This window comes from Lactovum miscens (assembly GCF_014202895.1).
Taxonomy (GTDB): Bacteria; Bacillota; Bacilli; order Lactobacillales; family Streptococcaceae; genus Lactovum; species Lactovum miscens.
On the sequence record NZ_JACHHV010000006.1, the window covers coordinates 60365 to 75262 of the forward strand.

Below are 14898 nucleotides of genomic sequence, written 5' to 3' on the forward strand. Positions count from 1 at the left end.
ATTATTGATATTTAAGTAAAAATTCTGTAAAATTGCCTATATGGAAAGTAATCAAAGAATCGGACACGGGGAAGCTCATGCAAAATTGATTTTGCTGGGAGAGCACGCCGTGGTCTATGGTCAGCCTGCCATCGCTATTCCAGTGAATCTTTTAAAAATACGGGTGACCTTAACTAAGATTAATCATGGTCAATTTATCGAAGATAATGATGAGCTTCGCCGCCGATTAGAGTTAATGGAAGATGACTTTGAGGGAATTCGACAGTTGATTCTCCGTCTTCTGCTTAAGTTTGATGAAGAGTTTATGCCATTTTCGCTGGAAATTGACTCAAATATCCCACGAGGACGTGGACTTGGCGCTTCAGCTGCATTGGCAACTTCCATTACAAAAGCCTTTTTTGATTTTTTTGATGCAGAACTTGATACCAAAGAACTTTTAACTTTTGTGAATTTCTCAGAGTCTATCGTTCACGGTCGTGCTTCTGGTATTGATGCGGCTACTGTAAATTCAGATAAACCAGTCTGGTTTGTGAAGAATCAGGAAATTGAAACGATTGACATTGAAATGCCGGGTCTTTTGGTAATTGGAGATTCAGGTATTCATGGCTTGACGAGTCAGGCTATTGCCACTGTTCAGCAAAAATTGCGTGAGGATAAACTTCAAGCTGAGGCTGATATTGAGAGATTGGGTACTTATGTGAAGCAAGCTCGTTCGATTTTAATTGAGAACAAGGTTTATGGCTTTGGCCCAATTTTGAATGCTTCACAAGAAATCTTGGAAAATCTTGGAGTTTCTCACCCTAAACTAGATAATTTAATTACAACCGCTCGAGAAGCAGGCGCTTTGGGTGCTAAATTGACGGGCTCAGGTTTAGGTGGAGTTATTGTTGCCCTTGCTGCCAATGCAACAGATGCAATAAGGATTTCTCAAGCTTTGTCTAAAAATGGCGCTCAGAATACTTGGATTTTTAGTCTATGAAATAGAAATTTAAAAAGAATTTGAATTCCTAACTTCCTCGGGAGATGTAGAATATTGAGCAAGGAAGGACTGGTTCATTTTAAGAGTCAATCCTTTTTATATTACAGGATTTTTAATATATTGGAGGCGTATGTCGGACATTATCACAGCTACAGCACATACAAATATTGCTTTAATTAAGTATTGGGGGAAGGAAAACGTAGATTTAAATATCCCAACAACTTCAAGTTTATCAATGACGCTTGATAAATTTTATACTAGGACATCTGTTGAATTTAATAATTCATTGGCTCAGGATACATTGATCCTGAATGAAAAAGAAGTGGACCCGAGTCGTGTACACAGATTTTTAAATATCTTCCGTTCAGAAGTTGCCGATTTCGGTTCTGTGTTAGTAATTTCAAAAAATCACGTTCCAACGGCGGCAGGTTTGGCATCGAGTGCTTCAAGTTTTGCTGCCCTTACTGGGGCTATGTCTGGCCTTTTAGATTTAAATCTTATGCCAACTCAGATGTCGCGTTATGCTCGACGTGGCTCCGGTTCGGCTTCACGCTCTATCTTTGGTAATTTTGCTATTTGGAATAAAGGAGAAGATGAAGAAAGCTCCTATGCGGAGTCATTTTTGAATGAAGACATTGAACTATCTATGATTGTAGCGGAAGTTTCGGCTACGTCAAAAAAAATGAGTTCTACAAAAGGTATGCAGTTGGCTCAGCTTTCACCTGATTACGCTACTTGGGTGGAACGTTCAGCTGTGCAGTTGAAAGAAATGAAGGCTGCAATTTTACGCTCAGATATTGAACGTGTTGGGTTAATTGCTCAAGAAAATTCTTTGGCGATGCATGACCTGAATTGGAACTGTCCAGAACCCTTTGACTATTTTACAGATAAGACCCGTGAATTAATAAGTTTCGTGGATAATTGCTATAAGGAAGGCTTGTTAGCTTTTGTGACAATTGATGCGGGTCCTAATGTAAAGATTATTACGAGTCGTGCTCAAGAAAAGTATATCTTGAAGCGTCTTCAAGATAATTTCCCAGACTTACAATTTGATATCGCCCATGCTGGACCCGGAATTAGAGTTGAGGTTTAGTTTGTTTCTTGTAGTTATAGATCAATGGAGGCGCTCGTGCCTAAAAAGGTAATTATTAAAGTTCCAGGTAAGTTGTTTATTGCTGGTGAATATGCTGTGACTCGTCAAGGGGGACGTGCAATTGTTGCAGCCGTTGAGACTAATTTTATGATTTCTGTAAAGCAAACCAAAGGTTTATCTGTGATGCATACTAACATTGGCTTAGAAGCTTTCTCATTCAAACCAACTGATTTACTGAAGCCTGGTATGATTGACATGAAGTCAGATTGGAGTTTTGCTCTAACAGCGATAAAAAAATTTATTGAAGTTTGTGGGCCTCTGAAATCCGAATTAGAAATTGAGATTCAATCAAATCTTGGCTATGGTAAAAATAAAAAAGGATATGGTTCAAGTGCAGCAGTAGTTTCTGGAATTGTTAAAGCCTTAAATCAATTTTTTAACATGAAGCTTTCTTTTGAAGAAGAATTTGAAATTGCTGCGGATGCACATTTTGAAGTTCAGGGCTCGGGCTCGATGGGGGATATTGCTGCTATTATTTTTGGCGGCATCGTGAGTTATCGAAATCGTGATTTGATTGAAGTGTTACAATTTCCTGACTGGGAGACTTTCGTAGTTCAAACTGGAAAGTCTGTGAAAACAGGTGAGAAACTTTCAATAAATTTTGAACCATCTTTCTATGCGGAGTCTGACAAACTGGTTCAACGACTTTCTCAAGAAAAAAACTTTTCAGGTTTTAAAAAACTTTTATTAGAAAATCAAGATCTTTTAATCAAAAATTTACCAAAGGACTATGTTACAGAGAAACTAGACTTTGCCCTAAAAACTGTAAATTCACATCCTCGCTTAGCTGGAAAAATTTCAGGCTCAGGCTTTGGGGAAAATCTAATTGTTTTCTCAAATGGGGTGAGTTGGGGAGAAATTACTTTGCTCATTCAGTCACTTGAGCAGAAGAATATCAAAATGGAGGCTATAAAAATTGCCAAATCCAACTGAAAAAAATCGGTATCAACACCGAAAAGAAGAGCATCTTTCACTTGCACAAAAGTATTGGCGCAATCAAAAACATGATAATACCGCGGGTTTCGGAGATCTCCGCCTGATTCCAAATTCTCTTCCTGAAATTTCACTTGATGAGGTGGATTTATCTGTGCAACTTTTAAATCATCGCTTTGAGAAACCTTTTTTTATTGAAGCGATGACAGGCGGTTTCGTTCGTGGAGATAAAATCAATGCTCAGTTAGCAGAAATCGCTAAAAATCAGCATTTGGCGATGGCTGTTGGGTCACAAACAATCGCTCTAAAGTTCCCAGAATTAGCGGCGGGATTTAGGAAAGTTCGAGAAACTAATCCAGATGGTTTTATATTAGCTAATATTGGAGCAAGCCATGGTCTCGAAGACGCCAAAAGGGCGGTTGATATGATTCAAGCTAATGCTTTGGAAGTTCACATCAATGTTATCCAAGAATTAGCCATGAAAGCAGAAGAAGGTGATCGCAGCTTTTATTGGCTGGATAATATTAATGAAATTGCGGGCAAGCTTGATGTTCCCGTAATTGTAAAAGAAGTGGGTTTTGGGATGAGCCAACAAACCTTTAAACAACTTGAGAAAACAGCAGTTTCTGCGATTAATATTGGTGGCCGTGGTGGGACAAACTTTGCTTGGATTGAGGAACAACGAAGTAACGACTTTTCACTTTATTTGGATGAACAAGGCTTTACTGCTGTGGAAAGTCTATTAGAGGCCAAATTTTCGAGTTCGACAAAGCCATTGATTGCGACCGGTGGAATTCAGTATGCTAGTCAAATTGTGAAGTCTCTCGTCCTAGGTGCAAGTCTAGTGTCTTCCGCTGGTTTTATCCTTTCAAATCTGTTGGAAAATGGTCCCGAATTTGTTGAGATGCTCCTAGAGAATTGGGAATTAGATATTAGAAAATTTTATACGATGCAAGGAGCAAAGAATCTAACAGAGCTTCAGCAGTCGAAATTAATTCTTCAGGATAACCTTTTGGATTTTTACAAGCAAAGAAACATTAAAATTGAGCAGAATTTTAGCTAAAATTCTGTAGACTCTGTATAATTGAAATTGTAACCGTTTGACATTTGGCGTTCAAAGGCGCCTATTTGGCAAATAGAAAAAATCGGAGGATACCATAATGGCACACATTTTACCTGAGCTTCCCTACGCATACGATGCGCTTGAGCCTTTCTTTGACGAAGAGACAATGCACTTACATCACGACAAGCATCATCAAACTTATGTTAATAATTTGAATGTAGCGATTGAGAAGCATAGTGAACTTGCAGATAAGACAGTTGAAGAACTTTTGTCAGATTTGAACGCAGTTCCAGAGGACATCCGTACAGCTGTTCGCAATAATGCTGGGGGACACTTGAATCATAGCCTATTCTGGAAATGGTTAACACCCAATGGTGGTGGAATTGCTACTGCTGAGATTGGCGACGCGATTGCCAAAGAATTTGGTTCTTTTGAAGAATTTAAGACGCAATTTAAGGCAGCTGCAACAGGACGTTTTGGTTCTGGGTGGGCTTGGCTTGTAGTTGATAAAGATGGCAAATTGAAAATCACTTCAACAGCTAATCAAGATAACCCAATCTCTGAAGGTGAAAAGGCTGTTCTTGGACTTGACGTTTGGGAACACGCTTATTACTTGAAGTATCGTAATGTTCGTCCTGACTATATTGAAGCATTCTTCAACTTGATCAATTGGGACTTTGTTAACGAACTTTTTGCTAATTAAGTTCTAAAAATAAAAAGCCAATGAGAGTTGGCTTTTTAAAATTTTAAATGATCATGTCAGGAGAAAGAGTATGGAATCTATTAGCATTCAAGAATTAGAAGAAAAAATTGAATCAAGGATTGACTTAATTGATATTCGTGAGGAAGATGAATATGTTGCGGGTCATGTCCCAGGTGCGATCAATATTCCCATGTCAAAACTAGAAACACGTCTTAATCGTATCCCTGAAAACGCTTATCTAATTTGTCAACTTGGTGGTCGTTCAGCTCGCGCACAAGAATTTTTAGCTACACAAGGGATTAATACCATTAATGTCCTCGGTGGAACTGAAGCTTGGGAAAAAGATTTAGAAATCTGAATCTTATTTAATAGAATATAAAGTCGTGACTGCTTTATAAAAAACATGGATATAAAATCAGGTTGAGTATTTTTAAGTCTCATTTTAAAGAATGTCAAATATCGAACAAATTAGGCGTGTTTTATCAAGTTAGTAACTGAATTATTGGATTTTGAAAAAGAGAAGTATTGTAAGTAGAGCCTAAGAAAGGCTCTTTTCTATGCTATAATAAGGCATGAACTTTACAGATTTTAAATTTAAGTCTTTTATCAATGAGACTTTGACTCAGATTAATTTTATCCATCCAACCAAGACGCAGGAAAAATTAATTCCGCCTATATTGGCCGGTCGTGATCTTATTGGTGAAGCAGTGACTGGATCAGGGAAAACCCATGCCTTTCTGCTACCAATTATGCAGCACCTTGATCTTACAAAGGCCCAAGCTCAAGCGGTGATTGTTGCTCCCTCGCGTGAATTGGCAACTCAAATTTTTAAGGCAGCTCAAGAATTCCAAAAAGTTGAAGAATCAATCACGATTTCAAACTTCGTTGGTGGAACAGATAAGAAACGTCAGATTGATAAGTTAAAAAATTCTCAGCCAATGATTGTCATTGGAACACCTGGTCGTGTCCTTGACATGATTAATTCTCAAGCCCTCAACGTTCACACGGCAACTACCTTTGTGGTAGATGAAGCTGATATGACACTTGATATGGGCTTTTTGAAGGAAGTTGATGCAATTGCTTCAAGTTTTGCTCGGAAACTCCAAATGTTGGTCTTTTCAGCAACGATTCCGCAAAAGCTTCAACCTTTCTTGAAAAAGTACTTGCATAATCCAATTGAAGAGCAAATACGTTCAACAGTCCTTGTACCTGAAAACATTGAAAATTGGTTGATTTCAGCAAATCATAAAAAAGATGAAATGACTTTTGAATTTCTCAAAGCAGCCAATCCTTATCTGGCACTTATCTTTGTAAATACAAAGTCTCGTGCAGATCAACTACAAACTTTCTTAGTTGAAAAAGGTCTAAAAGTTGCAAAAATTCATGGGGATGTAGAACCTCGTGAGCGTAAGCGCACGATGGAAAGAATTAACAAACTTGAATACCAATTTGTGGTAGCTACAGACTTAGCGGCTCGTGGTATTGATATTGCAGGTGTTAGCCATGTTATCAATGTGGAGATACCAAATGACTTGACTTTCTTTATTCACCGTATCGGTCGGACTGGGCGTGCGGGTCTTTCTGGAATTACAATCACTTTGTATGAGCAAACGGATGATTCCAAGCTCCGCGAGCTTGAGAAGATGGGCTTGAGTTTCTCTCCTAAAGCGGTCAAGAATAACGAGATTGTTGATTCTTACGATCGAGGCCGTCGTGAAAAGCGTAAGCCTGTTAAAGCAGAGATGTCTTTAACAACACGTGGTGCGCTTGCAAAAGGGAAGAAGAAAATTAAACCTGGGTACAAACGTGCAATTAAATGGGCAGTTGATGAGGAAAACAAGAAAAAACGTCGCCAAGATCAGAATAATCGGGCAAAAACAAAGCGTAACGCACGTAAGAGTTCAAATAAGTTCTGATAAAATTATGCAAGGAGGAGGTTACTGATGTTTGAAGCAGATGTAGTCAAACGTCTGAATGATCTTGAGTTGCTTGCTTACGAATATATCAATCGTGAACCTGAAAAGGCTCGAGAGATGACCATTCGTGAATTAGCAGCAGAGATTCATACCTCGACGACGACTATTGTAAGGCTAGCTGTCAAGTTAGGCTTTAAAGGCTGGGCTGAATTTAAATATTACTTAAATGCCCAAAAGGAATTCCGTGTGAACATGGATCATTCCTATGAAAACATGATTTCGTTAGATCTATTCTGGAAGAACCTTTCGGAGAAAGAGTTTAAAGATAAAATGGACCTAGCTGTCGAGAAAATGGCGGCGGCGAGATTTGTTGACTTTATGGGGCTTGGAACTTCTGATGCTTTGGCCCAATATGCTTCAAGGTATTTCAATAATTTAGGCTTGCTTTCTCGCCCATTTACTGATATTTTCCGTCCAGTACTTGTTGATGAATATGAGAATTCAGTGCTTGTTGTTTTATCTGTTTCTGGAGAAACTGATCATGTCCTAAGAAAGACTGTGGAAGTTCAACGATCGGGTGCTTTTTTAATAAGTATCACAAATAATCCTAACTCTACTCTGTCCAGACTTTCAGCGATTAACTTTAGCTATAACATGCTAAACGAATATGCCACACCTAGTGAGGACATCAAACTTACGACGCAACTTCCATCTCTTGCCATCGTTGAAATGATGGCTTATCGGGTGGCTCAAATCAATCATGGAGAAATTATTTTTTAATTTGTTACATCTGATGTAACAAATTTTTAATTATCAAAATGGTCTCATTAGCTATTGAAAAACAAAATAGAAAACGTTATCATAATTTGTAATCATTTTAAGAAAGGAAAAAATAAGATGGCAGGAAAAATTATTGCCCTTGCTTGTGCTGCGGGTATGTCAACTTCACTTCTTGTAAAGAAGATGCAAGATGCTGCAAAAGCTCAAGGTAAGGACTACGAAATTTTTGCTAAATCAACCTCTGAAGCTGACCAAATGCTTCATGCAACACCAGCACCAGATGTTCTTTTGCTTGGCCCACAAGTGGCTTACCAAAAAGCTCAAATGAAGAAAATTGCAGACTCAGTTGGCATTCCACTTGATGTTATCAACATGCAAGATTATGGCATGATGAAGGGTGACCGTGTTCTAGCTCAAGCTGAGAAGCTCATGGGACTTTAATTCGTTAATAACAATAATTGAAAAGGAAGGTACATGTCTGACAAATACGAAAACCCAACTAGCGACGAATACATGGAAGTTGTTATGGGACTTATCATGGCAGGTGGAAATGCTAAAGGTTTAGCTTTCCAAGCAATCCAACAGGCTAAAGCCGGCGAGTTTGAAGAGTCTGAGGAGTCTCTTAAACAAGCAGGTGAACAGCTTAAGGAAGCACATGATGTTCAAACAGACCTCTTGACTCGTCTTGCTCAAGGTGAACAAATTGGTTGGAATCTATACATGGTTCACGCTCAAGATCACCTCATGAATGCAATTACATTCAAAGACTTGGCAGCGGAAGTTATTGGTCAAGAAAAACGCATACAAGCGTTAGAGAACAAGTAATTGAAGGTATTTCTACCTCTCAATTGAAGTTATTTTATTTTTCGGTAACAAAAATATCATGGTTAGGTAACTAGCCAAAAGGAGTAAAAATTGGAAACAGAAGAAAAACAAGGGTTTGTAACGACCTACATCATGCCTCCAATGATGAAATTCTTGAATACCCGTGCGGTAACGGCGATCAAGAATGGTATGATTTATCCTATCCCATTCATCATTATCGGATCAGTATTCTTGATCTTGGCAAACATCCCTGCTATCGGCTTCTTGACTTCGGTTAATAAAGCAATTGCTGATTCAGGATGGGGAACATTGTTTGGCCAAATTAACAATGCTTCATTCGGTATCATGGCCCTCTTAGCTGTATTTGGTATCGCTTATTCATGGGTGCGTGACGCAGGTTACGAAGGTGTTCCAGCTGGTTTGACTGCTATTATTGTTCATATTGTGCTTCAACCAGACACAATAAAATCTGTTGTCAACATCAAGGATCCTACTAAAATTTCAACTGCTTATCAAGTTGGTGGTATCATCAACCGTACTTGGCTTGGCGGACAAGGTATGATTCTCTCAATCTTGGTTGGTCTTGCAGTAGGATTTATCTACACAGGTTTCTTACGTCGCAACATTACAATCAAGATGCCTGAACAAGTACCTGAGAATGTTTCAGCTTCATTCACTGCCTTAGTACCAGCAGCTGCTATCATCACAATTGGTGGTGCTGTCAATGCATTATTTGTTAAAGGCTTCAATACAACATTTGTTGAATGGGTTTATAAAGTTATTCAAACTCCATTGCAACACGTTACAGATGGACCTGTAGGTGTATTCGTTATTGCTTTCCTTCCAGTATTTATCTGGTGGTTTGGTGTTCACGGTGCAACTATCATCGGTGGTATCATGGGCCCACTTCTTCAAGCGAATGCAGCTGATAACGCAAAAGTATATTCATACGTTAACGCACATCACCTTTCATGGAATTTAAATTCAACAGCAGGTGGGATTCATGTCCACATCGTAACACAAGCATTCATGGATCAATTCTTGACAGTAACAGGTTCAGGTTTGACAATGGGATTTGTAATCTTCATGCTTTGGCGTGCGAAATCAGTCCAAATGCGTACTATTGGTAAAATGGAAATCGGTCCTGCAATCTTCAACATCAATGAGCCTGTACTCTTCGGTATGCCAATTGTTTTGAACCCTATCTTGGCAGCACCATTCTTGTTGATGCCATTGATCTCAGGTATCCTAACTTATATCGTCATAGCAATAGGCATTGTTCCTCCATTTACTGGTGTCGTTGCTCCTTGGACAACACCAATGATCATTTCTGGTTTGCTTGTCGGTGGATGGCAATCTATGATCTGGCAAATTTTAATCGTAGTTCTTTCATTCTTCGTTTACTTCCCATTTGCCCGTGCATACGACAATATTCTTCTTAAACAAGAAAATGATATTGAGGAAGAGATTAAAGGTTAATTTTCTGCAAAAACATTTTGACTGGCACAAGGAAACTTGTGCCTGTCTTATTATTAGGTAAGGGTCATATGAAATTCAAAAAAACAATTAATGCACCCCAACAATATATTTTTGATAAAGTGATTGAATCTGTCCTTTTTGATATTGAGCGCTCAATTAACAGAAAACTCAATGCCAAAGTTTTACAAGGCTTTGAATATCAGAAAGTGATTTCAGGCCGAGATGCTTCAACAATCAAAATAGATGAGGTGACAATTCCTTCTGTCTATGCTTTTAGCACAGAAACACCGACGGGTTATTATACAACGCGTTGGGAGTTTAAGAATGTTTCTGAAGCACAGACTGAAATCTTCATTAACGAAAGTATGAAAGCAAAGTCACTTATGCAGGTAACGAATAATTTTATTATGCGAGCTTTCATGCAACAAGCTAAAAAACGTTCAATGCAAGCGATGCTTGATAAGATGGTAGAGTCTTACAAAAAAGGTGGAGCATGAAGATTGAGCATATTGGCCTTCAAGTAAGTGATCTTGAGCGCTCACGTGAATTTTTTGAAAAGTATTTTGAAGCTAAGACAGGTGAAAAGTACCTCAATCCTAGAACAAAGTTTCAGTCTTATTTTTTGAGTTTCCCTGGTGGAGCTCGCCTTGAAATCTGCACACGCCCTGGTTTAAGAGATCATAAGTTAAAAAATGATTTCTATGGTTATGTGCATCTGGCCTTCTCGGTTGGATCCAAAGAGGCTGTTGATAAATTGGTGCTTGAATTGGCTGGGTCGGGGTATCAATTGATTTCTGGACCTAGGATTACTGGTGACGGTTACTATGAAGCCGTAATTCTAGATGATGACAGAAATCAGATTGAGATTACTGTTTAATCACGACATTATTTATTTAAAAAAATTTTTTTAGTTCATCATTAGTAGATTTAGATTATATTTAGAAAAAGGAATATTCCGAAAAATAAAGGAGCCAAAATGGCATTAAGAAAAGATTTTCTATGGGGCGGCGCCGTTGCGGCACACCAACTTGAAGGAGGATGGGATGAAGGTGGAAAAGGTCCATCTGTGGCAGACGTAATGACGGCTGGCGCCAATGGTGTGGAACGTCAAATTACAGATGGCGTTATTTCAGGTGAGAATTACCCCAATCATGACGCAATTGATTTCTACCATCGTTATAAAGAAGATGTGGCGCTCTTTGCTGAGCTAGGTTTAAAAGCTTTTCGTACGTCAATCGCGTGGACTCGTATTTTCCCAAATGGAGACGAGGTTGAACCAAATGAAGAGGGACTTCAATTCTACGATGATCTGTTTGATGAATGTTTGAAAAATGGAATTGAACCTGTTATTACTTTATCTCATTTTGAGATGCCCTATCACTTGGTAACTGAATATGGTGGTTTCCGTAACCGTAAACTCATTGAATTCTTTACACACTTTGCTGAAGTTGTTATGACCCGTTATAAGGATAAAGTAAAATATTGGATGACTTTTAATGAAATTAATAATCAGGCCAACTACTTACGTGATTTTGCTCCATTTACTAACTCTGGTCTTAAGTTTCCAGAAGGTGCAACAGCTATTGAACGTGAACAAATCATGTATCAAGCTGCTCACTATGAACTGGTAGCCTCTGCTAAGGTTGTTGAAATTGGTCATAAGATTAACCCTGATTTTCAAATTGGTTGTATGATTGCGATGTGCCCCATTTACCCAGCAACTTGCAAACCAGAGGACATGATGGCGTCAACTGTTGCAATGCAACGTCGTTATTGGTTCGCAGATGTACATGTGCGTGGGCACTATCCAGCGTATCTGAAGGCTTATTTTAATCGTAAGGGATTTGATCTTGACATCACAGTAGAAGATGAGCAAGCGTTGGCTAAAGGATGCGTTGACTATATTGGTTTCAGCTATTACATGAGTTTTGCAATTCAAGATCAAGCAGATAATGATGGATCAAAAGTTGCGAGCATTATGACTCATTCAGATTTTAAGAAGGTCGATCATGTTGGTGCTCCTGAGTTTGACTACAACGAAGATACTGACTTGATCAAGAATGAATATGTTCAAGCCTCTGAATGGGGATGGCAAATAGATCCTCTAGGACTCCGTTGGTCTATGAACTGGTTTTATGAACGTTATGAGAAGCCACTCTTCATTGTAGAAAATGGTTTTGGTGCAGTTGATAAAATTGAAGCGGATGGTTCAATCCACGATCCATACCGTGTTGATTATTTGAAAGCTCACATTGCAGCAATGATTGATGCTGTCAATTATGATGGTGTTGACTTGATTGGTTATACACCATGGGGCTTTATTGATCTCGTTTCTGCAGGAACCGGAGAAATGAAAAAGCGTTATGGTTTCATCTATGTTGATAAAGACAATGAAGGAAATGGCACTTTAAATCGTTCACGTAAAGATAGTTTCTTCTGGTATCAAGGTGTGATTAAATCAAATGGTGAAGAGATTTAATCTCACCTAAAGGCTGGGCTTTAAACGCCCAGCCTTTTTATGTCTAGATGTTTGCAAATTTACCGGGAGGCGAGTAAAATTGGCTTGTGAGTGCTATTTTATTCAATGCTTTAAGTTTTCTAATTGCGATTTTTTTGGCTTATTTTTTGAAAAAAGTTGGAGTTCTGAGACAGGAGGATGGCGAACGTGTATCCAAGGTGATCATGTTTGTAACTCTTCCAGCAACTATTATTATAGGCGTGAATGGCTTTAAATTGAGCTTCTCGGCGTGGGAGCTAATTGCTTTGGGACTTTTATTCAATCTTTTTTTAGTCTTTCTCGCTTACTTTTTGCGGCGGAATAAGTCTCTGTATGAGCGAAATTTTCTGATGTATAATATTTCTGGGTATAATCTTGGAAACTTTGCCATACCCTTTGTCCAATCTTTTTTAGTGACCGCTATACCCTATATTGCTATGTTTGATATTGGTAATGCTATTATGGTTTGTGGTACGACTGAGTCAATTGTAGAAATGAGTAGTAAACAGATTCGTTATGGTTTCGACATTCGTGATATTTTTAGAAATGTCTTAAAGAGTCCACCTTTTATTTCATACCTGTTGATGATTTTCATTGCCCTTCTAAACGTCCGAATTCCAGAAACCATTTTGCCTCCAGTCCATTTTTTAGCAAGTGCTAATTCGTTTCTTTCCTTATTTACAATCGGACTTTTTATGCAGATTAATGTGAATATAAAGAAACTAATTTCTGTGGGGAAAATTCTTTTAATTCGTTATGTTGGTGCCGTCATCCTGGCAGTTTTGGTTTATTTATTTTTGCCTTTACCTCATCTTGCCCGATTCTGTCTCGTTTTGATTTTACTTACCCCAATGTCTTTTTTAAATATGATTTCTGCTACTCATTCAGGTATTGAAGAGGGTGATGCTGGCTTTGCAATAAGTTTGTCGATGATTTGTTCTTTGGTTTTAATGAGTGGCGCAGTAGTTTTACTCAACTGATTAATATATTAAAAAATATAAAGGAGAAAAATATGTCCTTAAGAAAAGATTTCCTATGGGGTGGCGCAGTAGCAGCCCACCAACTTGAAGGGGCTTGGAATGTGAATGGGAAGGGAATATCTGTATCAGATGTTCTAACTGCTGGCGGTGTGGGTGTGGAACGAGAGATTACCAATGGTGTTATTCCAGGGAAAAATTATCCCAATCATGAAGCCATTGATTTCTACCATTTGTATAAAGAAGATATAGCCCTTTTCCATGAACTTGGTCTAAATTGTTTCAGAACTTCCATTGCTTGGACGCGTATCTTTCCAAATGGTGATGAATTGGAAGCAAATGAAGCTGGTTTACAATTTTATGATGATCTTTTCGATGAATGTTTAAAATATGGAATTGAGCCAGTGATTACCCTTTCTCATTTTGAAATACCTTACCATTTGGTTACTGAATATGGTGGCTGGAGAGACCGTCGTTTGATTGATTTCTTTAGCCGCTATGCTAAAGCGGTTATGACTCGCTATAAGGATAAGGTCAAGTATTGGATGACTTTCAATGAGATTGATAATCAATCCAACTATTTCCGTACTTATTCTACCTGGGTCAACTCGGGCTTGAAATTCGAAGGTGAAGAAGATACTAAACTTGGTCGTGAAAGAGCAAGTTACCAAGCTTCACATTATGAATTGGTTGCCTCTGCTAAAGTAGTTGAGTTAGGTCATCAGATTAATCCTGACTTTAAAATTGGCTGCATGATTTCTTTCCCATCTCTTTACTCAAAATCCTGTAAACCAGAAGATATGATGATGCAAATGGTTGCTAATCAACGTCGTTACTGGTACTCGGACGTACATGTCCGTGGGCATTATCCAAACTTTATTAAAAAACTTTTTGAACGTCGTAATTTCAATCTAGACATTACTATAGAAGATTTGGCACAGCTTGAACGTGGAAAAGTAGATTATGTCGGGTTCAGCTACTATAAGAGTTTTGTTGTGGCTGATGAGCATGGAAAGTCTCCAGAGTTTGATTATGTTGAAACTCAAGACATAGTGGATAATCCTTACTTAGATGTGTCTGATTGGGGATGGCCGGTTGACCCATTAGGGCTTCGCTGGGCTTTAAATTGGCTTTATGAACGCTATGAAATTCCCTTGTTTATTGTCGAAAACGGTTTGGGAGCAGAAGACAAAGTTGAAGCGGATGGAACAATTCACGATCCCTATCGAATTGATTATCTGCGTAAGCATATTGCAGCCATGAAGGATGCAGTTGATATTGATGGAGTCGATGTCATTGGCTATACACCATGGGGCTTTATTGACCTTGTATCAGCCGGAACAGGGGAAATGAAAAAACGTTATGGTTTTATTTATGTTGATAAAGATAACGATGGAAGTGGAACTCTGAAACGCTCAAAGAAAGATAGTTTTGCTTGGTACCATCATGTTATTGATACAAACGGTGAAGAAATTTAGAAGAAAATAAGGAAATCATCATAAGTGTAAAATAATTGGCGGTAGCTCGAAAGAGTGATCGCTTTTTGATTTCAGAAAAAAGACAAAAAGAAAAAGAACCTTTAAAATTGAGTTT

Annotated in this window: 16 protein-coding genes; all 16 read left to right on the forward strand. The window is 38.4% G+C overall.

Annotation, left to right across the window (positions count from 1 at the left end; all coding sequences use genetic code 11):
* The first annotated feature begins 40 nt into the window (after positions 1–40).
* The 16 genes from mvk (at position 41) to HNQ37_RS02830 (ending at position 14783) form a co-directional block, all read left to right on the forward strand.
* Entirely contained in the window at positions 41–979 is a 939-nt protein-coding gene (gene mvk / locus HNQ37_RS02755; protein ID WP_183539098.1) for a mevalonate kinase, read from the forward strand.
* Between the two features lie 130 nt (positions 980–1109).
* A complete protein-coding gene (mvaD, locus tag HNQ37_RS02760) occupies positions 1110–2072 on the forward strand; it encodes a diphosphomevalonate decarboxylase (RefSeq protein WP_183539100.1) in 963 nt (320 codons plus the stop codon).
* Positions 2073–2108: 36 nt separating this feature from the next.
* Positions 2109–3065: a GHMP family kinase ATP-binding protein gene (locus tag HNQ37_RS02765; RefSeq protein ID WP_183539103.1), complete on the forward strand. Its 957-nt coding sequence runs from the start codon at positions 2109–2111 to the stop codon at positions 3063–3065.
* Complete coding sequence (gene fni, locus HNQ37_RS02770; protein WP_183539105.1) at positions 3049–4128, forward strand: type 2 isopentenyl-diphosphate Delta-isomerase; 1080 nt, start codon at positions 3049–3051, stop codon at positions 4126–4128. The genes HNQ37_RS02765 and fni overlap by 17 nt, the downstream gene beginning before the upstream one ends.
* 97 nt (positions 4129–4225) lie before the next feature.
* Positions 4226–4831 carry a superoxide dismutase gene (locus tag HNQ37_RS02775; RefSeq protein WP_183539107.1) on the forward strand — a complete coding sequence of 202 codons (606 nt, stop codon included), beginning with the start codon at positions 4226–4228 and terminating at the stop codon, positions 4829–4831.
* A 70-nt stretch (positions 4832–4901) separates the two neighbouring features.
* Positions 4902–5189, forward strand: coding sequence for a rhodanese-like domain-containing protein (locus HNQ37_RS02780; protein ID WP_183539109.1), 288 nt, complete (start codon positions 4902–4904; stop codon positions 5187–5189).
* A gap of 214 nt (positions 5190–5403) precedes the next feature.
* A complete protein-coding gene (locus tag HNQ37_RS02785; protein WP_183539111.1) occupies positions 5404–6747 on the forward strand; it encodes a DEAD/DEAH box helicase in 1344 nt (447 codons plus the stop codon).
* Between the two features lie 27 nt (positions 6748–6774).
* A complete protein-coding gene (locus HNQ37_RS02790; protein WP_183539113.1) occupies positions 6775–7527 on the forward strand; it encodes a MurR/RpiR family transcriptional regulator in 753 nt (250 codons plus the stop codon).
* Between the two features lie 117 nt (positions 7528–7644).
* Positions 7645–7968 (forward strand): PTS sugar transporter subunit IIB, encoded by a 324-nt coding sequence (locus HNQ37_RS02795; protein WP_183539115.1) that lies wholly within the window; start codon positions 7645–7647, stop codon positions 7966–7968.
* Positions 7969–8001: 33 nt separating this feature from the next.
* Positions 8002–8352, forward strand: a complete 351-nt coding sequence (locus tag HNQ37_RS02800) for a PTS lactose/cellobiose transporter subunit IIA (RefSeq protein WP_183539117.1) — start codon at positions 8002–8004, stop codon at positions 8350–8352.
* A 132-nt stretch (positions 8353–8484) separates the two neighbouring features.
* On the forward strand, positions 8485–9831 hold the full coding sequence (locus HNQ37_RS02805) for a PTS sugar transporter subunit IIC (protein WP_183539137.1): 1347 nt from the start codon (positions 8485–8487) through the stop codon (positions 9829–9831).
* A 68-nt stretch (positions 9832–9899) separates the two neighbouring features.
* Positions 9900–10328, forward strand: a complete 429-nt coding sequence (locus HNQ37_RS02810; RefSeq protein ID WP_183539120.1) for a DUF3284 domain-containing protein — start codon at positions 9900–9902, stop codon at positions 10326–10328.
* Positions 10325–10708, forward strand: coding sequence for a VOC family protein (locus HNQ37_RS02815; RefSeq protein ID WP_183539122.1), 384 nt, complete (start codon positions 10325–10327; stop codon positions 10706–10708). Before HNQ37_RS02810 ends, HNQ37_RS02815 begins: the two co-directional genes overlap by 4 nt.
* Positions 10709–10807: 99 nt before the next feature.
* On the forward strand, positions 10808–12310 hold the full coding sequence (locus HNQ37_RS02820; RefSeq protein ID WP_183539124.1) for a 6-phospho-beta-glucosidase: 1503 nt from the start codon (positions 10808–10810) through the stop codon (positions 12308–12310).
* Between the two features lie 86 nt (positions 12311–12396).
* Positions 12397–13308 (forward strand): AEC family transporter, encoded by a 912-nt coding sequence (locus HNQ37_RS02825; RefSeq protein ID WP_183539126.1) that lies wholly within the window; start codon positions 12397–12399, stop codon positions 13306–13308.
* Positions 13309–13340: 32 nt separating this feature from the next.
* Complete coding sequence (locus HNQ37_RS02830; RefSeq protein ID WP_183539128.1) at positions 13341–14783, forward strand: 6-phospho-beta-glucosidase; 1443 nt, start codon at positions 13341–13343, stop codon at positions 14781–14783.
* Positions 14784–14898 lie beyond the last annotated feature (115 nt).

What these genes read in the sequence shown, in the direction of transcription:
- mvk (WP_183539098.1), top strand. Translation starts at nt 41, where the DNA reads ATGGAAAGTAATCAAAGAATCGGACACGGGGAAGCTCATGCAAAATTG.
- mvaD (WP_183539100.1), top strand. Translation starts at nt 1,110, where the DNA reads ATGTCGGACATTATCACAGCTACAGCACATACAAATATTGCTTTAATT.
- HNQ37_RS02775 (WP_183539107.1), top strand. Translation starts at nt 4,226, where the DNA reads ATGGCACACATTTTACCTGAGCTTCCCTACGCATACGATGCGCTTGAG.
- HNQ37_RS02780 (WP_183539109.1), top strand. Translation starts at nt 4,902, where the DNA reads ATGGAATCTATTAGCATTCAAGAATTAGAAGAAAAAATTGAATCAAGG.
- HNQ37_RS02785 (WP_183539111.1), top strand. Translation starts at nt 5,404, where the DNA reads ATGAACTTTACAGATTTTAAATTTAAGTCTTTTATCAATGAGACTTTG.
- HNQ37_RS02790 (WP_183539113.1), top strand. Translation starts at nt 6,775, where the DNA reads ATGTTTGAAGCAGATGTAGTCAAACGTCTGAATGATCTTGAGTTGCTT.
- HNQ37_RS02795 (WP_183539115.1), top strand. Translation starts at nt 7,645, where the DNA reads ATGGCAGGAAAAATTATTGCCCTTGCTTGTGCTGCGGGTATGTCAACT.
- HNQ37_RS02800 (WP_183539117.1), top strand. Translation starts at nt 8,002, where the DNA reads ATGTCTGACAAATACGAAAACCCAACTAGCGACGAATACATGGAAGTT.
- HNQ37_RS02805 (WP_183539137.1), top strand. Translation starts at nt 8,485, where the DNA reads ATGCCTCCAATGATGAAATTCTTGAATACCCGTGCGGTAACGGCGATC.
- HNQ37_RS02810 (WP_183539120.1), top strand. Translation starts at nt 9,900, where the DNA reads ATGAAATTCAAAAAAACAATTAATGCACCCCAACAATATATTTTTGAT.
- HNQ37_RS02815 (WP_183539122.1), top strand. Translation starts at nt 10,325, where the DNA reads ATGAAGATTGAGCATATTGGCCTTCAAGTAAGTGATCTTGAGCGCTCA.
- HNQ37_RS02820 (WP_183539124.1), top strand. Translation starts at nt 10,808, where the DNA reads ATGGCATTAAGAAAAGATTTTCTATGGGGCGGCGCCGTTGCGGCACAC.
- HNQ37_RS02830 (WP_183539128.1), top strand. Translation starts at nt 13,341, where the DNA reads ATGTCCTTAAGAAAAGATTTCCTATGGGGTGGCGCAGTAGCAGCCCAC.